Annotated in this window: 17 protein-coding genes; 4 read left to right on the top strand and 13 right to left on the bottom strand. The window is 71.1% G+C overall.

Features of this window, described 5'->3' with window-relative positions:
* Positions 1-428 (bottom strand): FABP family protein (locus B1L11_RS17255; RefSeq protein ID WP_079315430.1); only part of this gene is annotated, 428 nt, incomplete at its 3' end.
* Between the two features lie 118 nt (positions 429-546).
* Here B1L11_RS17255 and B1L11_RS17250 point away from each other — a divergent pair.
* Positions 547-909, top strand: coding sequence for a DsrE family protein (locus B1L11_RS17250; RefSeq protein ID WP_079315429.1), 363 nt, complete (start codon positions 547-549; stop codon positions 907-909).
* Between the two features lie 40 nt (positions 910-949).
* Here the strand turns inward: B1L11_RS17250 and B1L11_RS17245 are convergent, their stop codons facing one another.
* The 5 genes from B1L11_RS17245 to B1L11_RS17225 all read right to left on the bottom strand — a co-directional run bounded on the left by B1L11_RS17245 (position 950) and on the right by B1L11_RS17225 (position 8087).
* Positions 950-1657 (bottom strand): type 1 glutamine amidotransferase, encoded by a 708-nt coding sequence (locus B1L11_RS17245; protein WP_079315428.1) that lies wholly within the window; start codon positions 1655-1657, stop codon positions 950-952.
* The gene (locus tag B1L11_RS17240) at positions 1647-2921 is read right to left on the bottom strand and encodes a MurT ligase domain-containing protein (protein ID WP_079315427.1); all 1275 of its coding nucleotides are present in this window, start codon (positions 2919-2921) and stop codon (positions 1647-1649) included. Before B1L11_RS17240 ends, B1L11_RS17245 begins: the two co-directional genes overlap by 11 nt.
* Before the next feature lie 28 nt (positions 2922-2949).
* Positions 2950-5109 (bottom strand): ATP-binding protein, encoded by a 2160-nt coding sequence (locus tag B1L11_RS17235; protein WP_079315426.1) that lies wholly within the window; start codon positions 5107-5109, stop codon positions 2950-2952.
* Positions 5082-6038 (bottom strand): hypothetical protein, encoded by a 957-nt coding sequence (locus B1L11_RS51070; protein WP_079315425.1) that lies wholly within the window; start codon positions 6036-6038, stop codon positions 5082-5084. The genes B1L11_RS17235 and B1L11_RS51070 overlap by 28 nt, the downstream gene beginning before the upstream one ends.
* 126 nt (positions 6039-6164) lie before the next feature.
* Positions 6165-8087 carry a hypothetical protein gene (locus B1L11_RS17225; protein ID WP_079315424.1) on the bottom strand — a complete coding sequence of 641 codons (1923 nt, stop codon included), beginning with the start codon at positions 8085-8087 and terminating at the stop codon, positions 6165-6167.
* 145 nt (positions 8088-8232) lie between these two features.
* On the opposite strand from B1L11_RS17225, the gene B1L11_RS17220 reads away from it, so the two are divergent.
* From B1L11_RS17220 to B1L11_RS17210, 3 genes are all read left to right on the top strand, one after another.
* Positions 8233-8889: a hypothetical protein gene (locus tag B1L11_RS17220; protein ID WP_143737333.1), complete on the top strand. Its 657-nt coding sequence runs from the start codon at positions 8233-8235 to the stop codon at positions 8887-8889.
* Positions 8889-9566: a DUF4352 domain-containing protein gene (locus B1L11_RS17215; RefSeq protein WP_079315422.1), complete on the top strand. Its 678-nt coding sequence runs from the start codon at positions 8889-8891 to the stop codon at positions 9564-9566. Before B1L11_RS17220 ends, B1L11_RS17215 begins: the two co-directional genes overlap by 1 nt.
* A 334-nt stretch (positions 9567-9900) precedes the next feature.
* Positions 9901-10515, top strand: a complete 615-nt coding sequence (locus B1L11_RS17210; protein WP_079315421.1) for a hypothetical protein — start codon at positions 9901-9903, stop codon at positions 10513-10515.
* Here the strand turns inward: B1L11_RS17210 and B1L11_RS17205 are convergent.
* The 7 genes from B1L11_RS17205 to B1L11_RS17175 form a co-directional block, all read right to left on the bottom strand.
* Positions 10469-11815 carry a hypothetical protein gene (locus tag B1L11_RS17205; RefSeq protein ID WP_143737331.1) on the bottom strand — a complete coding sequence of 449 codons (1347 nt, stop codon included), beginning with the start codon at positions 11813-11815 and terminating at the stop codon, positions 10469-10471. The two genes, B1L11_RS17210 and B1L11_RS17205, sit on opposite strands and share 47 nt — an antisense overlap.
* A gap of 30 nt (positions 11816-11845) precedes the next feature.
* Positions 11846-12280, bottom strand: coding sequence for a type II toxin-antitoxin system VapC family toxin (locus B1L11_RS17200; protein WP_204051493.1), 435 nt, complete (start codon positions 12278-12280; stop codon positions 11846-11848).
* Positions 12270-12512 carry an AbrB/MazE/SpoVT family DNA-binding domain-containing protein gene (locus B1L11_RS17195; RefSeq protein WP_256862632.1) on the bottom strand — a complete coding sequence of 81 codons (243 nt, stop codon included), beginning with the start codon at positions 12510-12512 and terminating at the stop codon, positions 12270-12272. Before B1L11_RS17195 ends, B1L11_RS17200 begins: the two co-directional genes overlap by 11 nt.
* Positions 12513-12610: 98 nt before the next feature.
* The gene (locus B1L11_RS17190; protein ID WP_079315418.1) at positions 12611-12913 is read right to left on the bottom strand and encodes a DUF1416 domain-containing protein; all 303 of its coding nucleotides are present in this window, start codon (positions 12911-12913) and stop codon (positions 12611-12613) included.
* Positions 12913-13752 carry a sulfurtransferase gene (locus B1L11_RS17185; RefSeq protein WP_079315417.1) on the bottom strand — a complete coding sequence of 280 codons (840 nt, stop codon included), beginning with the start codon at positions 13750-13752 and terminating at the stop codon, positions 12913-12915. The genes B1L11_RS17190 and B1L11_RS17185 overlap by 1 nt, the downstream gene beginning before the upstream one ends.
* Positions 13749-14159 carry a DUF4395 domain-containing protein gene (locus tag B1L11_RS17180; protein WP_079315416.1) on the bottom strand — a complete coding sequence of 137 codons (411 nt, stop codon included), beginning with the start codon at positions 14157-14159 and terminating at the stop codon, positions 13749-13751. The genes B1L11_RS17185 and B1L11_RS17180 overlap by 4 nt, the downstream gene beginning before the upstream one ends.
* Positions 14160-14332: 173 nt before the next feature.
* On the bottom strand, positions 14333-14698 hold the full coding sequence (locus B1L11_RS17175) for a thioredoxin family protein (RefSeq protein ID WP_256862631.1): 366 nt from the start codon (positions 14696-14698) through the stop codon (positions 14333-14335).
* Positions 14699-14756: the final 58 nt, after the last annotated feature.

Below are 14756 nucleotides of genomic sequence, written 5' to 3'. Positions count from 1 at the left end.
ATCGCCGACATGTCGTAGGCGTACATGAGGTTGCCGTTGACCAGGCCGTAGAGCCGGTGGCCCGCGTTGTACTCCTTGGCCGTCGTGGTCCGCGCGACCACGTCCGTACGCAGCTCGATCTTGTGGAAGACGACCTCCCCCACGTAGATCTCCACGATGCCGGTCGGGTGCGCGAGGCACACCTCGATCTGGCGCTCGGGCTGGATCCGCCAGAACCCCGTCTCCGTGGACAGGGGCCGGACCTTGTTGCCCTCGGCGTCGAGCAGCCACGTACGGCTCTGATAGGTCAGGAACGGCTTCCCGTTGTGCCCGAAGACGATCTCCTGGCCGAAGTTGGCGCTCTCCATGGTGGGATAGCCGATCACCCCGGCCCCCTCCCAGCGGCCCAGGAGGAAGGCGATCGGCTCGAGGTCGGGATGTACGTCCATGGAGACGAGCTTAGAGGCGCGCGGACGGCCCCTCACACCACGCACGGCATGCGCGGAATGCCCAACTTGTACGGCATGCGCCGACACACCGGCGACCCCGGCGGACTAGGCTCGCAGCATGGCACGATCACTGGTGATCAAGGTGACGGCGGGGGCGGACGCCCCGGAGCGCTGCAACCAGGCGTTCACGGTCGCGGCGGCCGCGCTGGCGAGCGGTGTCCCGGTCTCGTTGTGGCTGACCGGCGAGTCCTCGTGGTTCGCGCTGCCCGGCCGGGCCAAGGAGTTCACCCTGGCCGAGGCCGCCCCGCTGGAGGACATGCTCGACGCCGTGCTCGCCGCGGGCAGGGTCACGCTGTGCACCCAGTGCGCCGCCCGCCGGGACATCACCGTGGACGACGTGATCGACGGCGTGCGCATCGCCGGGGCCTCCACGTTCGTCGAGGAGGCCCTGGGCGAGGGCGTGCAGGCGCTGATCTACTGACCGGCCGGGGTCTGCTGAGCGGCCAGGACCTGCTGACCGATCAGCTCGGCAGCACCGCGCGCAGGCGTTCGTCGCGCAGCGCCTGATACCAGCTGTCGTCGATCGGGGGCAGCGGTCCGGTCACCCAGCTCAGCAGCAGGTCGGCCAGCGCGGGGTTGCGGGCGAGCGCCGGACCGTGCAGATAGGTGCCGATGACGCGGCCCGCGTAGCAGCCCTCCGTGCCGTCGCCGTTGCCGGTGCCGACGAGGGTCCGCGACAGCGGGCGCACGCCGGGGCCGAGCCTGGTCACGCCCATGTGGTTCTCGAAGCCCGTCAGCGTGGGCAGCCCCAGGGCCGGATCAACCTCGGCGGCCAGCTCGCCGACGGCGCGCCGCTCGCCCCGTCCCGAGCTGATGTCCAGCAGGCCGACGCCGGGCACCGGCTGCCCTTCCTCACCGCCGAACACCGTGCCCATGATCTGGTAGCCGGCGCAGACCGCCAGCATGGCCGCGCCGCGCTGGATCGCGGCGTGCAGACCGCCGTCGCGGCGCAACCGCTCCGCCCCGAGGATCTGCGGCCGGTCCTCGCCGCCGCCGATCAGGTAGACGTCGCCCTGCTGCGGCACGGGGTCGGACGAGCGTACGTGTACGGTCCTGGTCGGGATGCCCCGGGCCCGGGCCCGCTGCTCCAGCACCAGGACGTTGCCCTGGTCGCCGTACGTGCTGAGAAGGTCGGGATAGATCCAGACGATGGACAATTCAGACTGCACGGCCGAACTCCGCTCGGATCTGCTGGAACGCGGTGTAGTTGGCGATCACGTCGATCTTGCCGGGCGCGAGGAGGCCCATCGCCTGCTCGAACGAGTCGCAGAGCTGGAAGGGGACGCCGGCGACGGCCAGCCGCAGCGCGAGGTCGAGGCGGCGCTCGCCGGTGACGAGGACGGGCCGGCCGCGCAGGATGCGGTAGTCGACGTCCCACAGCCAGGAGGTGTCGCGGCCGTCCGGCCCCTGCGCGTTGACCGACAGGATGATCGGCAGCGCCGGATCGGCGACGTCGAACGCCTCCAGCCAGCCGGCCGGGTTCTTGGCCAGCAGCAGCCGCAGCGACCTGCCGTCCCGCTCGACGGTCGTGTAACGCCCGGCCACGGAGGTCACCGTACGCAGCCGGGGCAGCGCCCGGCCGGGGTCGAGGCCGAGCGTCGCGGCGACCGCCAGCGCGACGGCGGCGTTCGCCCGGTTGGCCTGGCCGGGAAGCTGGATGTCCAGGCGCCAGTGCTGACCCCAGGGGTCGGTCACGTACTCCCCGTCGAGCACCCAGTTGGGCTGGGGCCGGCGGAAGGTGCACTCGCGGCACGCCCAGTTCGTGTCGGCCATCTGGGCCGGAGTGAGCCCCTGACCTCCGTTGCCGAACCCGGCGCGGTCGAGCGGGCCGCCGCACTCGGGGCAGCACCAGGAGTCCTCCCGCCAGCGCTGCCCCGCCGCCACCCAGGTGACCCCGGCCGCGGCGGACGCGGCCCAGGTGACCAGCGGGTCGTCGCAGTTGGCGATCACGTGGACGGGCCTGCCGGCGAGCGCGCGGCGCCACTTCTGGGCCAGCAGCCAGATCTCGGCCGCCCGGTCCATCTGGTCGCGGCTCAGGTTCATGAGGCAGACGATGCCGGCGTTGGTCGTGTCGAGGACCTCGGGAAGGTACTTCTCGTCGACCTCCAGCACGCCGTACGGCGCGTCCTTGTTGGAGGCGAGCGCCGACACGTGCCCGGCGGGCATGTTGGCGCCGAACGCGTTCGTCGCCACGTCGCCGAGCTCCTGCAGCGCCGAGGTGATCAGACGCGTCGTCGTGGTCTTGCCGTTCGTGGCGCTGACCAGGACGAGCTTGCGGTCGGCCGCGAGCTTGCGCAGCAGGTCGGGCTCCAGCATGAGGCCGACCCTGCCGCCGATCACCGAGCCGTCGCCACGCCCGGTGGCCCTGGACAGCGTCGCGGCCGTGCGGCCCAGGGCGCTGGCGAGCTGCGCCCGCAACGGAAGCTGACTCATGCCGCGATCCTAGTCGGCCACGCGGATGTCACGATCCGAAGGACAGCTCCGCGGGGGTGTCGCCGTCGAACGGCAGCACGAACCGGCGCGGCCAGGACAGAACCGTCTCCAGCCAGCCCGCGCTCATCGTCTGGGCCACGTATTTGACCCGCTCACGCGGCTCGACCCCGATGGCGACCGTCGTCACGTCGCGCTGGATGCCCTCGTGCTCGTCGTCGCCCAGGATGACCCGCCAGGCCAGTGCGCGGTTGCGGTCCACCTCCATCGACAGCGGGTGGTGGCGCAGCGCCTTGGCGCGGTGGCCGAGCAGCTCGGTGCGTACGCCGACCGCGACCCCGCCCTCGGCCGGCTCGGCGCCGTTGACCCCCTGGTGGGGGTACGGCCGGCCCGCGGGGTCGGTGCCGAACAGCGGATACTCCATCGCCGGGGCCGGGCTGCGCAGGTTGGGCGCGGGATGCCCGAACGGGAACAGCCGGTCCACCTCGTGCAGCCAGCGGACCTGGGGGATCACCCAGGCCGCGCCCGGCCGCTCGCCCGCCCGCATCGGCGGCTCGCTCTCCGCGCCGTCCGCCTGGCCCGCCGCGAGCAGCCCGGCGGCGACCTCGGCGGCCTTCTCGGTGAGCAGCGCGGGGTCGAACCACGTGCGCAGCGACCAGGCGCGGCGCGAGACCGACCGCTCGACCAGCGTGGCCAGCAGGCACTCGCGCCGCTTGGCCGGCAGCTCCGCCCAGATGTCGGCGAGCACGCGCGGCACGCCCGGCAGCGACCGGTTCGTCACGAACGCCAGGACGACCGTGTCGGTCCAGATGCGCAGCCACGCCCACTCCGGGGCCACCGCGAGCAGGTCGGCCTCGCGCAGCTCGACCAGCGTGCACGCCTTCCCCGTACGGCACTCGCGCCCGCAGGCGGCCGAGCGGCGCCCGCAGATGGGCGGCACCGGGCCGAGCGTCTCGCGCTCGCGGTCCTCGCCCAGCGGCACCTGGACGCGCAGCGGACGGTCCATGCCGTCGGCGAACACCGCGGCGAAGCCCGGCTGGAGCGACACCACCTGGCGCGACTGGTCCTCGCTCAGGTTCATCGCCGCGCCGACGAGCGCGCGGTCGTCCTCGGCCGGGAGCCGGTGCACGACCTTGAGCGCGGTGTTCTTCACCACGTCGGAGACGAGCTTGGTGGGAATCTGCTCGGCCACGATGATGCCCTCGCCGTACGCCCGGATCTCGGCGAGCATCCCGGCCAGCAGCTCGACGGCGTGGGTGGAGGCCCGCTGGGAGCCCCGGTCGCGCAGCAGCCGGTGGGCCTCCTCGATGACGATGACGTGCCGCAGGCCGCCGACGCCGTCCTCGGCCCGCGGTTCCGAGCGGGCGCGCATCCGCAGGTGCTCGACGATGCGGATGATGAGCGTTCCCATGAGGAACGCCTTGTCCTCGTCGTTGGCAACGTCCTCGATCGCGAGCACGACGTTGCGCTGGAGCAGCCCGCCGATGTCGGCCGGGTGGCCGCCCTCGAAGAACCGGCCCGCGCTGCCGACGCGCAGGCTGCGCAGGCGCAGGCTGATGAAGCCCTCGACGTCGGCCTGGACCTCGTTGCCGTACCCGATCTCCTGGATGACCTCGAGAGCGTGCTGCTGGAGCTGCTCCAGGGTCGGTACGGCCGGCTGCACGGCGGCCCCCGGGATGCCGCCGCCGGTGACCACGTCCCAGCCGTTGGCCTCGTAGACGCGCTGCAGCGCCAGCGACATGATCTGCGGGAACGGCTCCTCAGCGTCGAAGGCCGCCATGAACAGCGCCCTGACCATGTCGATGTGGGCCTGCACCGGATAGCCGGGCTCGGGCGCGAGCGGGTTGACGCTGATCGGCACGTTGTCGGGCGCCGAGGGGTTGATGACGGTCAGCGGCGCCAGGTGCTCGACCCGGCCGGCCATCGCGGCGTACTCCGACTTGGCCGGCTCGATCGCCAGCCACGGAATGCCCGCCTTGGTGAGCTGCTCGAGCAGGTGCCGCACGGTCTGCGACTTGCCCGAGCCGGTGGCGCCGGTGACGAAGGCGTGGCGGTTCAGCGTGGCCAGCGGCACCCGGAATGTTCCGACGGCGCGGTCCTGCCCGTCGACGATCGCGCCGAGGTCCACGGTCTCCGCCGAGCCCTCGACCTCGGCCTCGCTCGTCACGTCGAAGAAGCCCGCGTCGAGCACCCGGACGCCCGGCACCTCGCGGCGCGCAGCCCGGCGAGCGCGGCGAGGGCCCCGGCCGTCGCCGCGAACGGCGCCGCCGCCCCGTCGGCCGAGTCCTGCAGGTTGACGGCCAGCGCCTCGCTGAAGCCGTACACCGACTCGCAGGTGCCGTCGCCGCTCAGGGCGGGCAGCGACATCGCGCTGCGCAGCCGGTAGGGGTGGTGGCTCATCTCCACCGAGCCGACCAGCACCGGAGCGATCTGGCGCAGTTCGTCGGGGCCGGCCGCACCGGCGAGCACCCGGACGTTCCACAGCCCGGCCTCGCGGAAGGCGTCGAGCTCCTGCATCCGGCGCTCGGCCCGCTCGGCGTCGAACCGCGACCGCTCCGAGGCGTCGCCATACTGGCGCAGCACGTTGAGCTGGGTGCGCAGGTGGGCCACCTCGGCGTCGAGCAGGTCGGTCGGCTCGGCGACCACCACCCACGCGAACGGCCGGGACATGAGCGTGACCAGCGTCGACTCGAACAGCGTGGGCCGCTTGGTCTCGTCCGGCTCCGGCTCGCGCCTGCCGTAGAGCGGCGGAGCCTGGCGGCCGGGGCACGGCGTCCAGACGAGGTCGGCGAGGTCGGCCAGCCACTCGTCACCGATCTCCACGCCGCGCGCGCCGCCGGGGAACAGCAGCGGCTGCGGGCCGGTGACCGGCGGCTCCGGCGTGGTCGCCGCGCGCTTGGGCGGCTTGGGCGGCGTGAGCGGTCCCGCGTTGGTGATGAGCTCCAGCGGCGCACCCGAACCCCGCGACAGCCAGCCGATGACGAACGGCCGGTTGCGCTGCGCGGCGGACAGGACCGCGGGGAGCACCGTGACGAAGTCCCACTCCGCGGACGAACTACGCGATGGGGCGGTGATCGCCTGAATCCGGTACCACGGCCCGCTCAGGGGAAACGGCTGCATCAGACCCCTCAGTTAACGACGAACAGGGGAGAGACTCCTTCAACGATCACGCCCGCACACCCCGGTTGACGATGCCCTTACCGACAGCGGACGGTGTCATGGGCGCGTACGACGTTTCGGGAGCCGTCATGGCCGCTTGCGCCAGTCGAGGCGCGGCGGCGGCGGGCCGAGGTTCGGGGGCACGTCGGGCAGCGCGGGCTCCTCCGGCTCCGGCTCGGGCTCCGGTGGCGCGAGGGCGGCCCGGCGGATCTCCTCGAACTCCCCCAGCGTCGTCTTCGGAAAGGTGAGTATCGCCGGATTCGCGTCCGCGAGGCGCACCTGGCGTCCCTCCGCCGTCGAGTAGGTGACGATCACGGAGGTCGTGGGGAGCTGCTGGAGCTGGTGCGGCTCGACCAGGAACTCCCGCGACCGCTGCAGGACCCCGTCGGCGACCGTGGGCGCGCGCCGCCCCCACTCGGTCGACTCGGTGATGTCCTCCCGCAGGTCGCCCTCGCTCTTCTCCTCCCCCTCCGTACGGCTCTCGCCGACGGTGGAGGTGTAGAAGCCGCTCGGGCCGTTGACCGCCGAGCTGAACGTCTCGGTGAGCTGGGCGAGCTCCAGGCGGTGCTCGGTGCCGACGTGCTCGCTGGCCACCCGGGCGTCCTCGGCGTTGCCCAGGCGCATGAACGCGACCGCCGCGTGTCCCCGGCCGAGCCGCTCCCGCACGGTCGGGGTGAGGCTGCGGTAGGTCAGCACGAGCCCGGTGCGCGAGGTCTCGCAGGCGTCCATGAGCCGGTCGAGCACGTCGCCGCGCAGCTTGTCCGCGCCCGCCACGATGATCGTGTGATACCAGGGCCGCTCGCTCGCCGGCGACTGGCGCAGGATGTGCGTGAGCGCGGTCGCGACGTACGTCCCGAGCACGCGGTTGCCGAAGACCCCCGCCTGCCGGTCCATGCTGACGACCCGCAGCCGCGCGGGCGGCAGCCGCACGGCCTGCGAGCCGAGCGTCTCCAGCTTGCGCAGCTGCGATTCCAGCGCCCACGCCCGCTCGATGACCACCCGGTCGGCCACGCCCCGGCCGAACAGCGTGCCGATGCGTTCGAGCTGCGACGCCGTGAGCAGGCCGCCCTTCATGTCGTCGCGCGGGTCGCCCACCTGGGCGAGCGCCCGCAGGGCGGCGGTGACCTGGCTGATCGTCGCGTTCTCGCCCAGGACCTCAAGCACGCGCTCAAGGATCGCGTTGTCGAAGCCGATGTCCCTGCTGGTCTCCTCGCTCACGCTCACCACGTGGGCGAGCACGTCGGCGAACGCCTCGGGCTTGAGCGTCGCGCCCAGGTCGAGCCGGGGCAGGTCCACCGGGAGCACCCAGACGAGCGGGTCGTCCCCGCCCCTGCGCGCCAGCTCGATCAGGTCCTTGGCGATCGCGCCCTCCGACAGGTCGAGCACGGTCAGGTGGCCGCCGCTGTAGAGCCGGGTCGCGCCGATCAGCGTGACCAGCGCCGACCAGCCGGTCAGCGTGCCCCCGGCGACGTCGACCCGGTCGATGTCGTCGGGCACCGCCACGGCATACCAGGTGATCTGCCTGTCGAAGCGGTTCTTCTTCTCGGCCCAGTCGCGGTATTTCGCGGCGTGCTCCTCCTGGGCCGTGACGATCTCCCGCTGGCGGCGCTCCTGCTCCCGCAGCGCCTTGCGGCGGCGCTCGTCGAGCCGCTCGTTCACCGTACGGTCGCCCTGCCGGATGGCGTAGGTGCAGATGGCGGCCACGCCGCCGGCGGCGACCAGGCCGAGCGCCACGAACGACCAGGTGAGCAGGCCGGTCACGCCGAGGACGAGGATCCCCGCGGCCACCACGGCCATGAACGTACGGAAGATCCGGACCGGGCGGTTGAGCAGGTCCTTCTGGAGCCGCTCCCGGTGGATCCACTCGGTGTCCACCGGAGGCTCGGTGACGTCCTCCCTTGCCGGTCGCTTCGGCGGCGGCCCGGGATCCGGGTACAGCAGCGCGTACTGCCAGCCCAGGTAGATCCGGTCCGCCTGCAACTGGGCATGCTCGGGGTGCGGGTCGCCCACGGGCCCTCCATGTCCGCCTCGGTCACAGCGTAGGAGCTGGAAGCCCTGTCAGGGCGCGCTTCTCGCCATTCGGACGTATTTCCGCGCGGGGGTCCGAACCATTGCGACCAATGGGGCAACTGTGGTCGTACTACCATCGCTTGCCATGACGTCATCCCCCAATGGCGCCCGCCGACGACGCCCGGTCCTCGTCCCGGTCGCCCTCGCACTGGCCGTGGTGGGCATCGGCGTCACGGCCGCCTTCGGCGGCTTGAAGGAGGCCCCGGAGAAGCCCCCGCCCACGGTCTCGCCCGGGGACACGATCGACCAGGGGCAGTTCCACACCCAGTTCATCAAGGCGATCGACACCACCGAGAAGGGCGACTTCGGCGACACCAAGCGCTATCTGGAGCTCGTTCTCAAGGTCACCAACATGGGCGACAAGACGGCCTCGGTCGGCGTCATGCCGGATGCCGGGAAGTACTCGCCGTTCGGCTCCTTCGCCGGCTCTCTCCTGCGGACCCGTCCGGAGATCAAAACCAAGTACGGCCCCGACGTCTCCGTGCTCAGTCTCGGCGTCGAGAGCCACCAACTGCATCCCGGAATCACCACCACGGTCGTGGTGAAGTACGAGCTCGAGCCCGCTGCGACCGCGCCCCCCGAGATCAGCCTCGACGTGGGCTCGTTCGAATACGAGGAACTCGGACTGCTGAACCAGGGCCATGACTGGATGCTCGTGGGCGAACGCAAGGACGACAAGGGCCCCTTCGAGCCTGAGGTGGCCGCCCGGATCACCCTTCCCGTACGGAAGGAGAGCAGCTGATGACGCTCACCCAGGCGGACAGCCGTACGGCCCGTCGTGCCGCGAGCCGCAGGCCGCCCAGGCGCGGGCTGGCGCGGCGTTTCGCCGCCGGGGTGGCGGGGATCGCGCTCGCGGCCGCCGCCGTGTACACACAGCAGAACTTCGCGATGTCCTTCGAGCAGCGTGTCTCGTACCTGACCTACAAGGGCCGGATCGGCGAGACGGTGGAGACCAAACGCTTCACCGTGAAGGTCCTGTCGGTCGCGGCCGCCCGCGCCGTGGACACCACGGACTACTCGAACAAAGTGACCAAGGTGGCCACGAGCAACCTGTTCCTCCTGGTCGACGTCTCGGCGACGAGCGCGCGCGAGCCCTTCAAGCTGAGCAGACTCAGTCCCCCCGTCCTCCTGACGGCGGACGGCCGGCGCTACCAGCCGACGGACAAGGTCAACGACGCGCTGACGCTGTTCAACAAGTACATCCAGCCCGGGTTCTGGTCCAGCGGGCTGCTCGTCTTCGAGGTGCCCGAAGACGAGGTGCCGGGTGCCGACCTCGTCTTCATCCCTCCCGTCAGCCCGTTGGTGAGCGACACCTACGCGCCCGAGGCGCAGATCGACCTGGGGCTGTCCGGTGCCGCCGCCGACCGGCTGATCTCACAGGCGAAGGACTACCACTCTCTCGTGAGCGCGAGCCGATGACCGAGACGCCCATGGACGGAACCCCGCCGACGGAACGGCCCGGACGCCCGCGACTGGTTCGCTCCCCCGGCCGACGCAGCCCTCCGACATCACCTACAGCGGCGCGCTTCCCCCGCCCGTGCCGACGGCGCCGCCCTCCGTCCCCATCCCCGGCACGCTGAAGCCGCCGACGGACCTGCGCGTGTGGCCGCCTCTGGAGCCCGAAGGCGAGGACAGGTCCACGCAGCCCTTCCCCGCGCTGCGGACGAACCGGCAGCCGCCTCCCGCAGCGCTCGCAACCGCTCGCCCATCCGCGGAGGCGCCCAGGGAAGCGCCCACGGAGCCGCCCGCCGAAGTGTCCGCGGAGGAGTCCGCAGAGGTCTCCGCGGAGGAGTCCAGAGCGCCCGCGCGGCGTACGGGCCTGCTCGTGGGGGGAACCGTGCTGTCCGTCGTGCTCGCCGTCGGCGCCCCCACGGTGTTCGGCTACCAGGCGTACAAGTACGGCCGCCCCGACTACACCGTCCATGTCGTGCCGCCCGGCCAGGCGGGAGTCTGGCAGCACGTGTCGTGGCGGGTGACCGTGGAGAAGGTCAAGGATCCCACCGGCAAACCGGAGCGGTCCGACCGCCAGTGGCTGAAGGTCGTGGCGACCAGGACCGCGCTCGACGCCGAGGGCGCCATTCGTCACGGGGAGCCGGCGGAGGTCGCGTTCACCGACCGAGCCGGGCGCACGTGGCGAGTGGAGACGGTGAACAACGAGACACCGCCCGACACCAAGGACAACGTGATCGGCAGGCCGTACCGGCTGGAGATGATGGGGGTGGTCCCGCCCTCCGTGGCCGACGAAGTCGAGGTCGCCCTGCGGCCGAGCAGCTACCGGGACGTGCCCGGTCAGTCCGCCGAGGATTTCGTGAAGGCCGCCTTCACCTCGACGGAGAGGGACGATCAGGTTCTGCGGTTCCGCCGGTGACCGGTGCTCCGTCGTTCGCCCTGGCGCGCGCCCGCGTCGCGGCCAGGTCGAACGTGGCGGCGATCAGGCACATCGTCACCAGGGTCACGACCAGGTCCACCACGTAGACGACCGGCTCGCCGGTCGCGAACCACAGGTACGGTTCCTCGCTCGCGGTGAGATAGCGGCCGGCCCTCAGGAGATAGTCGCCGCCGATGTGCAGGCCGACGTAGCAGAGGGCGAACAGCCCGAACAGCGGGGCGCCCCCGCGCGCCGTCAGGCGCAGGGAGTTGAGCAGCGGGATCCAGCGAGCGGTCCAGCCAGCGCTCAGCTTCGCGAGGGCGAGACGCGTCCAGTTGTGGGTGCGCTCCAGGTGCACCGCCGCCTGCTCCAGGCGGGTTCCCTTGATCGTTGTCTGGGTGTCCTCCGCGTACGCGCCGTAGACGAGGATGCCGACGGTCAGCCACGTGAGCGGGATGGCGAGGGCGTCGATGACGTGCGGCCAGACGTCGCCCAGCCACACCGAGACCTGCTTCCATCCCGGGACGCTGTCCTCGGCGCCGGCGGCGAAGTCGTGCCAGGCGGAGACGGCGGACCGGTGGCCGATCCAGTCGGAGCGCGCCCCCACCGCGGCGGCGATCGCGTTGAGCCCGTAGAACGCGAACGCCAGCTCCCCGAACGTGGCGAGCATGCCGGAGAAGCGGCCCTCCCCCGCCTCGTGACGGCGGCCGAAATACCACTTGACCGCGTAGGCGACGGCCATCGTCGCCAGGGAGACCTTCGGATCGAGGTTGAGCAGCCCGGCCGCCACCCCGCTGTCGTCACCGCTGCCGGCGTCGAGCACGTACCGGTCCGGCTGCCGCATGATGTCGATGCCCGAGAACTCGCGGGCGTCCTCGGCGACGAACCCCCAGGTCGTGTAGATGCCGGCGAAGACGAGCGCGGTCCGGTTGAGGGCGTTCAGGAGGCTCTCCTTGGCCTCGCCCCCCGCGCGCCGGGCCTGGGTCTCCAGCAGCGCCTCACGGACGACGTACAGCATGCCGACGGTCGTGGCGAGCGACGTCATCACGACCAGCGTGAAGAGGAACATCACCACGACGAGGCGGGCCTGGTACCACGAGCCGTGCGAGATGGTCGCGGCCAGCAGGAGCAGCGCCCACCGCACGAGCCGTCCGGCGGAGAACCAGAAGATCAGTGGCAGGGCGCACTTCGCGAGGATCCGCAGGGCGTTCAGCGGCAGCGCGTACGGCGACAGCGCCCAGGAGGCCCGGCGCGGCGCGGCATCCTGGCGAGGGGCGGCAAGTGCGGACGTTCCGGACACCTGCCGCATGTTATCGGCTCCCGCTCCTCCCTACGGAGCGATGAGCTCGACTGTGGGGAAGTAAGTCCGATATCGAGCGGTGTCACGAGTGAGCAGCCGGTATTTCCGCACCGCCGCGTGCGCGCCGATGAAGAAGTCGGGCAGCGGCGACCTCTTCTCACCTCCGCGTCTGCGATAGGCGAGAAAGGCCTTCCCGGCCAGAAAGGCCGCCTCGAAGGGGACATCCTCGCGCTCGTAGTCCTCGGGCGGCAACGCCTCGTTCAAGCTCTCGATGCTCTCGTAGCCGACCGACACCTCGGAGTACACGACCGGATTGACGACCAGCCGTCCTTCGTCCAGCGCCCGTGCCAAGGCGTCGGCGGCCCAGGCCGCCCACTTGGGGTCATCGGTGGCGACGTCGAGCAGGACACAGGAATCGACGAGGGTGACCCGCTCACGGACGACGCGCAAGGTGTTACTCGTCACGCAGCAGTCCCATGATCTCGTCGGTCGTCATGGACGTCGTCGCACTGCCCCTGAGCCGCTGAGTGGCGCGCTGACCCCGAGTGCTGCTGCTTTCCCGGCGCACGATCTGCAGGGTGTTGCCCACTTCGATCACATCGACCTCGTCACCGGGATGCAGGCCGTACTTCTCGCGCATCTCGGCGGGGATGGTGACCTGTCCCTTGCTGTTCAGCCGCATCGCGCCCGTTCCCATCACGTATTACATGTAGCACGTAATACTAGCCGCCGACAGGAAAACCGAGAAGGCCGGTGCGTTCACGGAACGCACCGGCCTTCTCGTGAAGCGGTGGATCAGACGGTGACCGAGAGCTGGGCGACCTCGCCGAGCTTGGCCTCGACGGGGACGTCCTTGGTGACGCCGCCGCCGGCGATGATGCGGACGGTCCACTGGCCGGGCGCGGCGAAGAAGCGGAAGATGCCCTCGTCGGAGACGACGACCTCGCCGGTGAACTCGCCGCTGTGGTCCAGCAGACGGGCGTACGCCGTGCCGGCGCCGGTGACGACGCCCTGGATCACGGCCTGGTTGGACAGGTCGATGCCGGCCGGCAGCGCGACGGTCTGCTCAGGAGCAGCGCAACCCTGGGTGGTAGTCATCAGCGGGCCTCCCCCAGCTCGATCGGCACGCCCACGAGCGAGCCGTACTCGGTCCACGAACCGTCGTAGTTCTTGACGTTGGGCTGGTCGAGCAGCTCGTGCAGCACGAACCACGTGTGCGCGGAGCGCTCGCCGATGCGGCAGTAGGCGATGGTGTCCTTGGCGAGGTCCACGCCGGCGCCCGAGTAGAGCTCGCGGAGCTCGTCGTCGGAGCGGAAGGTGCCGTCGTCGTTGGCCGCCTTCGACCACGGGATGTTGCGGGCGGTGGGCACGTGGCCGCCGCGCTGCGCCTGCTCCTGCGGGAGGTGGGCCGGGGCGAGCAGCTTGCCGGTGAACTCGTCGGGCGAGCGGACGTCCACCAGGTTCTGCTTGCCGATCGCGGCGACGACGTCGTCGCGGAAGGCGCGGATGTCGTTGTTCGGCTCCTTGGCCACGTACTGGGTGGCCGGCCGCTCCACGACGTCCTCGACCAGCTCGCGGGACTCCAGCTCCCACTTCTTGCGCCCGCCGTCGAGCAGCTTGACGTTCTCGTGGCCGTAGACCTTGAAGTACCAGTAGGCGTAGGCGGCGAACCAGTTGTTGTTGCCGCCGTACAGGACGACGGTGTCGTCGTTGGCGATGCCCTTGGCCGACAGCAGGGCCTCGAAGCCGGCCTTGTCGACGAAGTCGCGGCGGACCGGGTCCTGCAGGTCGGTCCTCCAGTCGATCTTCACGGCACCGCGGATGTGACCCTTGTCGTAGGCGCTGGTGTCCTCGTCGACCTCGACGAGCACGACACCCGGCGTGTCGAGGTTGGCCTCGACCCAGTCGGCGTCCACCAGAACGGCGGAGCGGCTCATTGGATTCTCCCAGGTTGTAGACGGCGAATGAGCAGGTACATTTCGCAGCCCAGGCAGAAGCCGAACGCTGCGTTGAGGAAGGCGGCCAGCAGTGCCGCTGCTGTCGCACCCAAGGCCAGTGCGGTGATCCCCGCCGCGAACCCGATCAGTCCCACCACCGCGAACCCCAGCCCGACGGCCTGCGCGAACCGCGGCGGCGCCGCGTCCTCCGTCTCGGCCGGCGGCCCCAGCCTCGGCCGCACGAACCGGCGGAAGACCAGCCCGTACGGCGACGCGCCAGCGGCGCCGAGCGCGAAGACGATCGCCTGTGCGGCGAGCAGCCAGGGATTCTGTGTGACCAGTACGACCGCGAGGACCGCAGTGGTCACGGCCGCGCCGAAACGCGGGCCACGAGGGTCTATCTGCATCGTGGGGATGCTCCTGAAGGATTCTTGGAACGCGGCACGAAGCCGCAGGAATCACCCTCAGGCCATGCGACAGAGCGAGGTCGCGACGCGGCAGAAGTCCACCGCGCGCCGCTTCGTGAGCAGCTCTGTCGTGGGAGTCATGGCCACGACAGTACCTTCCGTCTCGGCATCTGTCACACCTTGTCCGATGGATGAGACGCCCCGTGAGACGCGCCGTCCACGGCCGCGCCGAGCGCGGCGATGACGTCGGCCTTGCGCGGCTGGCCGGACGCCCTCTTCACCACGTTGCCCGCGCCGTCGAGGACGAGCACGGTCGGGGTGCGCAGCACGTCGAAGCGCCTGACCAGGTCGAGGCGCGACTCCGCGTCGATCTCCACGTGCCGTACGCCGGGAACCATGCCGGCCACCTCGCCCAGGATCCGGCGGGTCGCCCGGCAGGGCTGGCAGAAGGCGGTCGAGAACTGCACCAGCGTGGCGCGCTCGCCGAGGTCGGCGCCGAGATCGCCGCTCGTCACCGGGGCGTGTTCCACGACCCGCATCCTTCCGTCGCGCCGTCTCACGACCAGCCCGAGGACCACGCCCAGGACGAGCGTGGCT

Origin of the sequence: Microbispora sp. GKU 823 (genome assembly GCF_002027145.1) — a bacterium.
Classification (GTDB): domain Bacteria; phylum Actinomycetota; class Actinomycetes; order Streptosporangiales; family Streptosporangiaceae; genus Microbispora; species Microbispora siamensis.
This window is presented reverse-complemented; position numbering and strand designations above follow the sequence as displayed.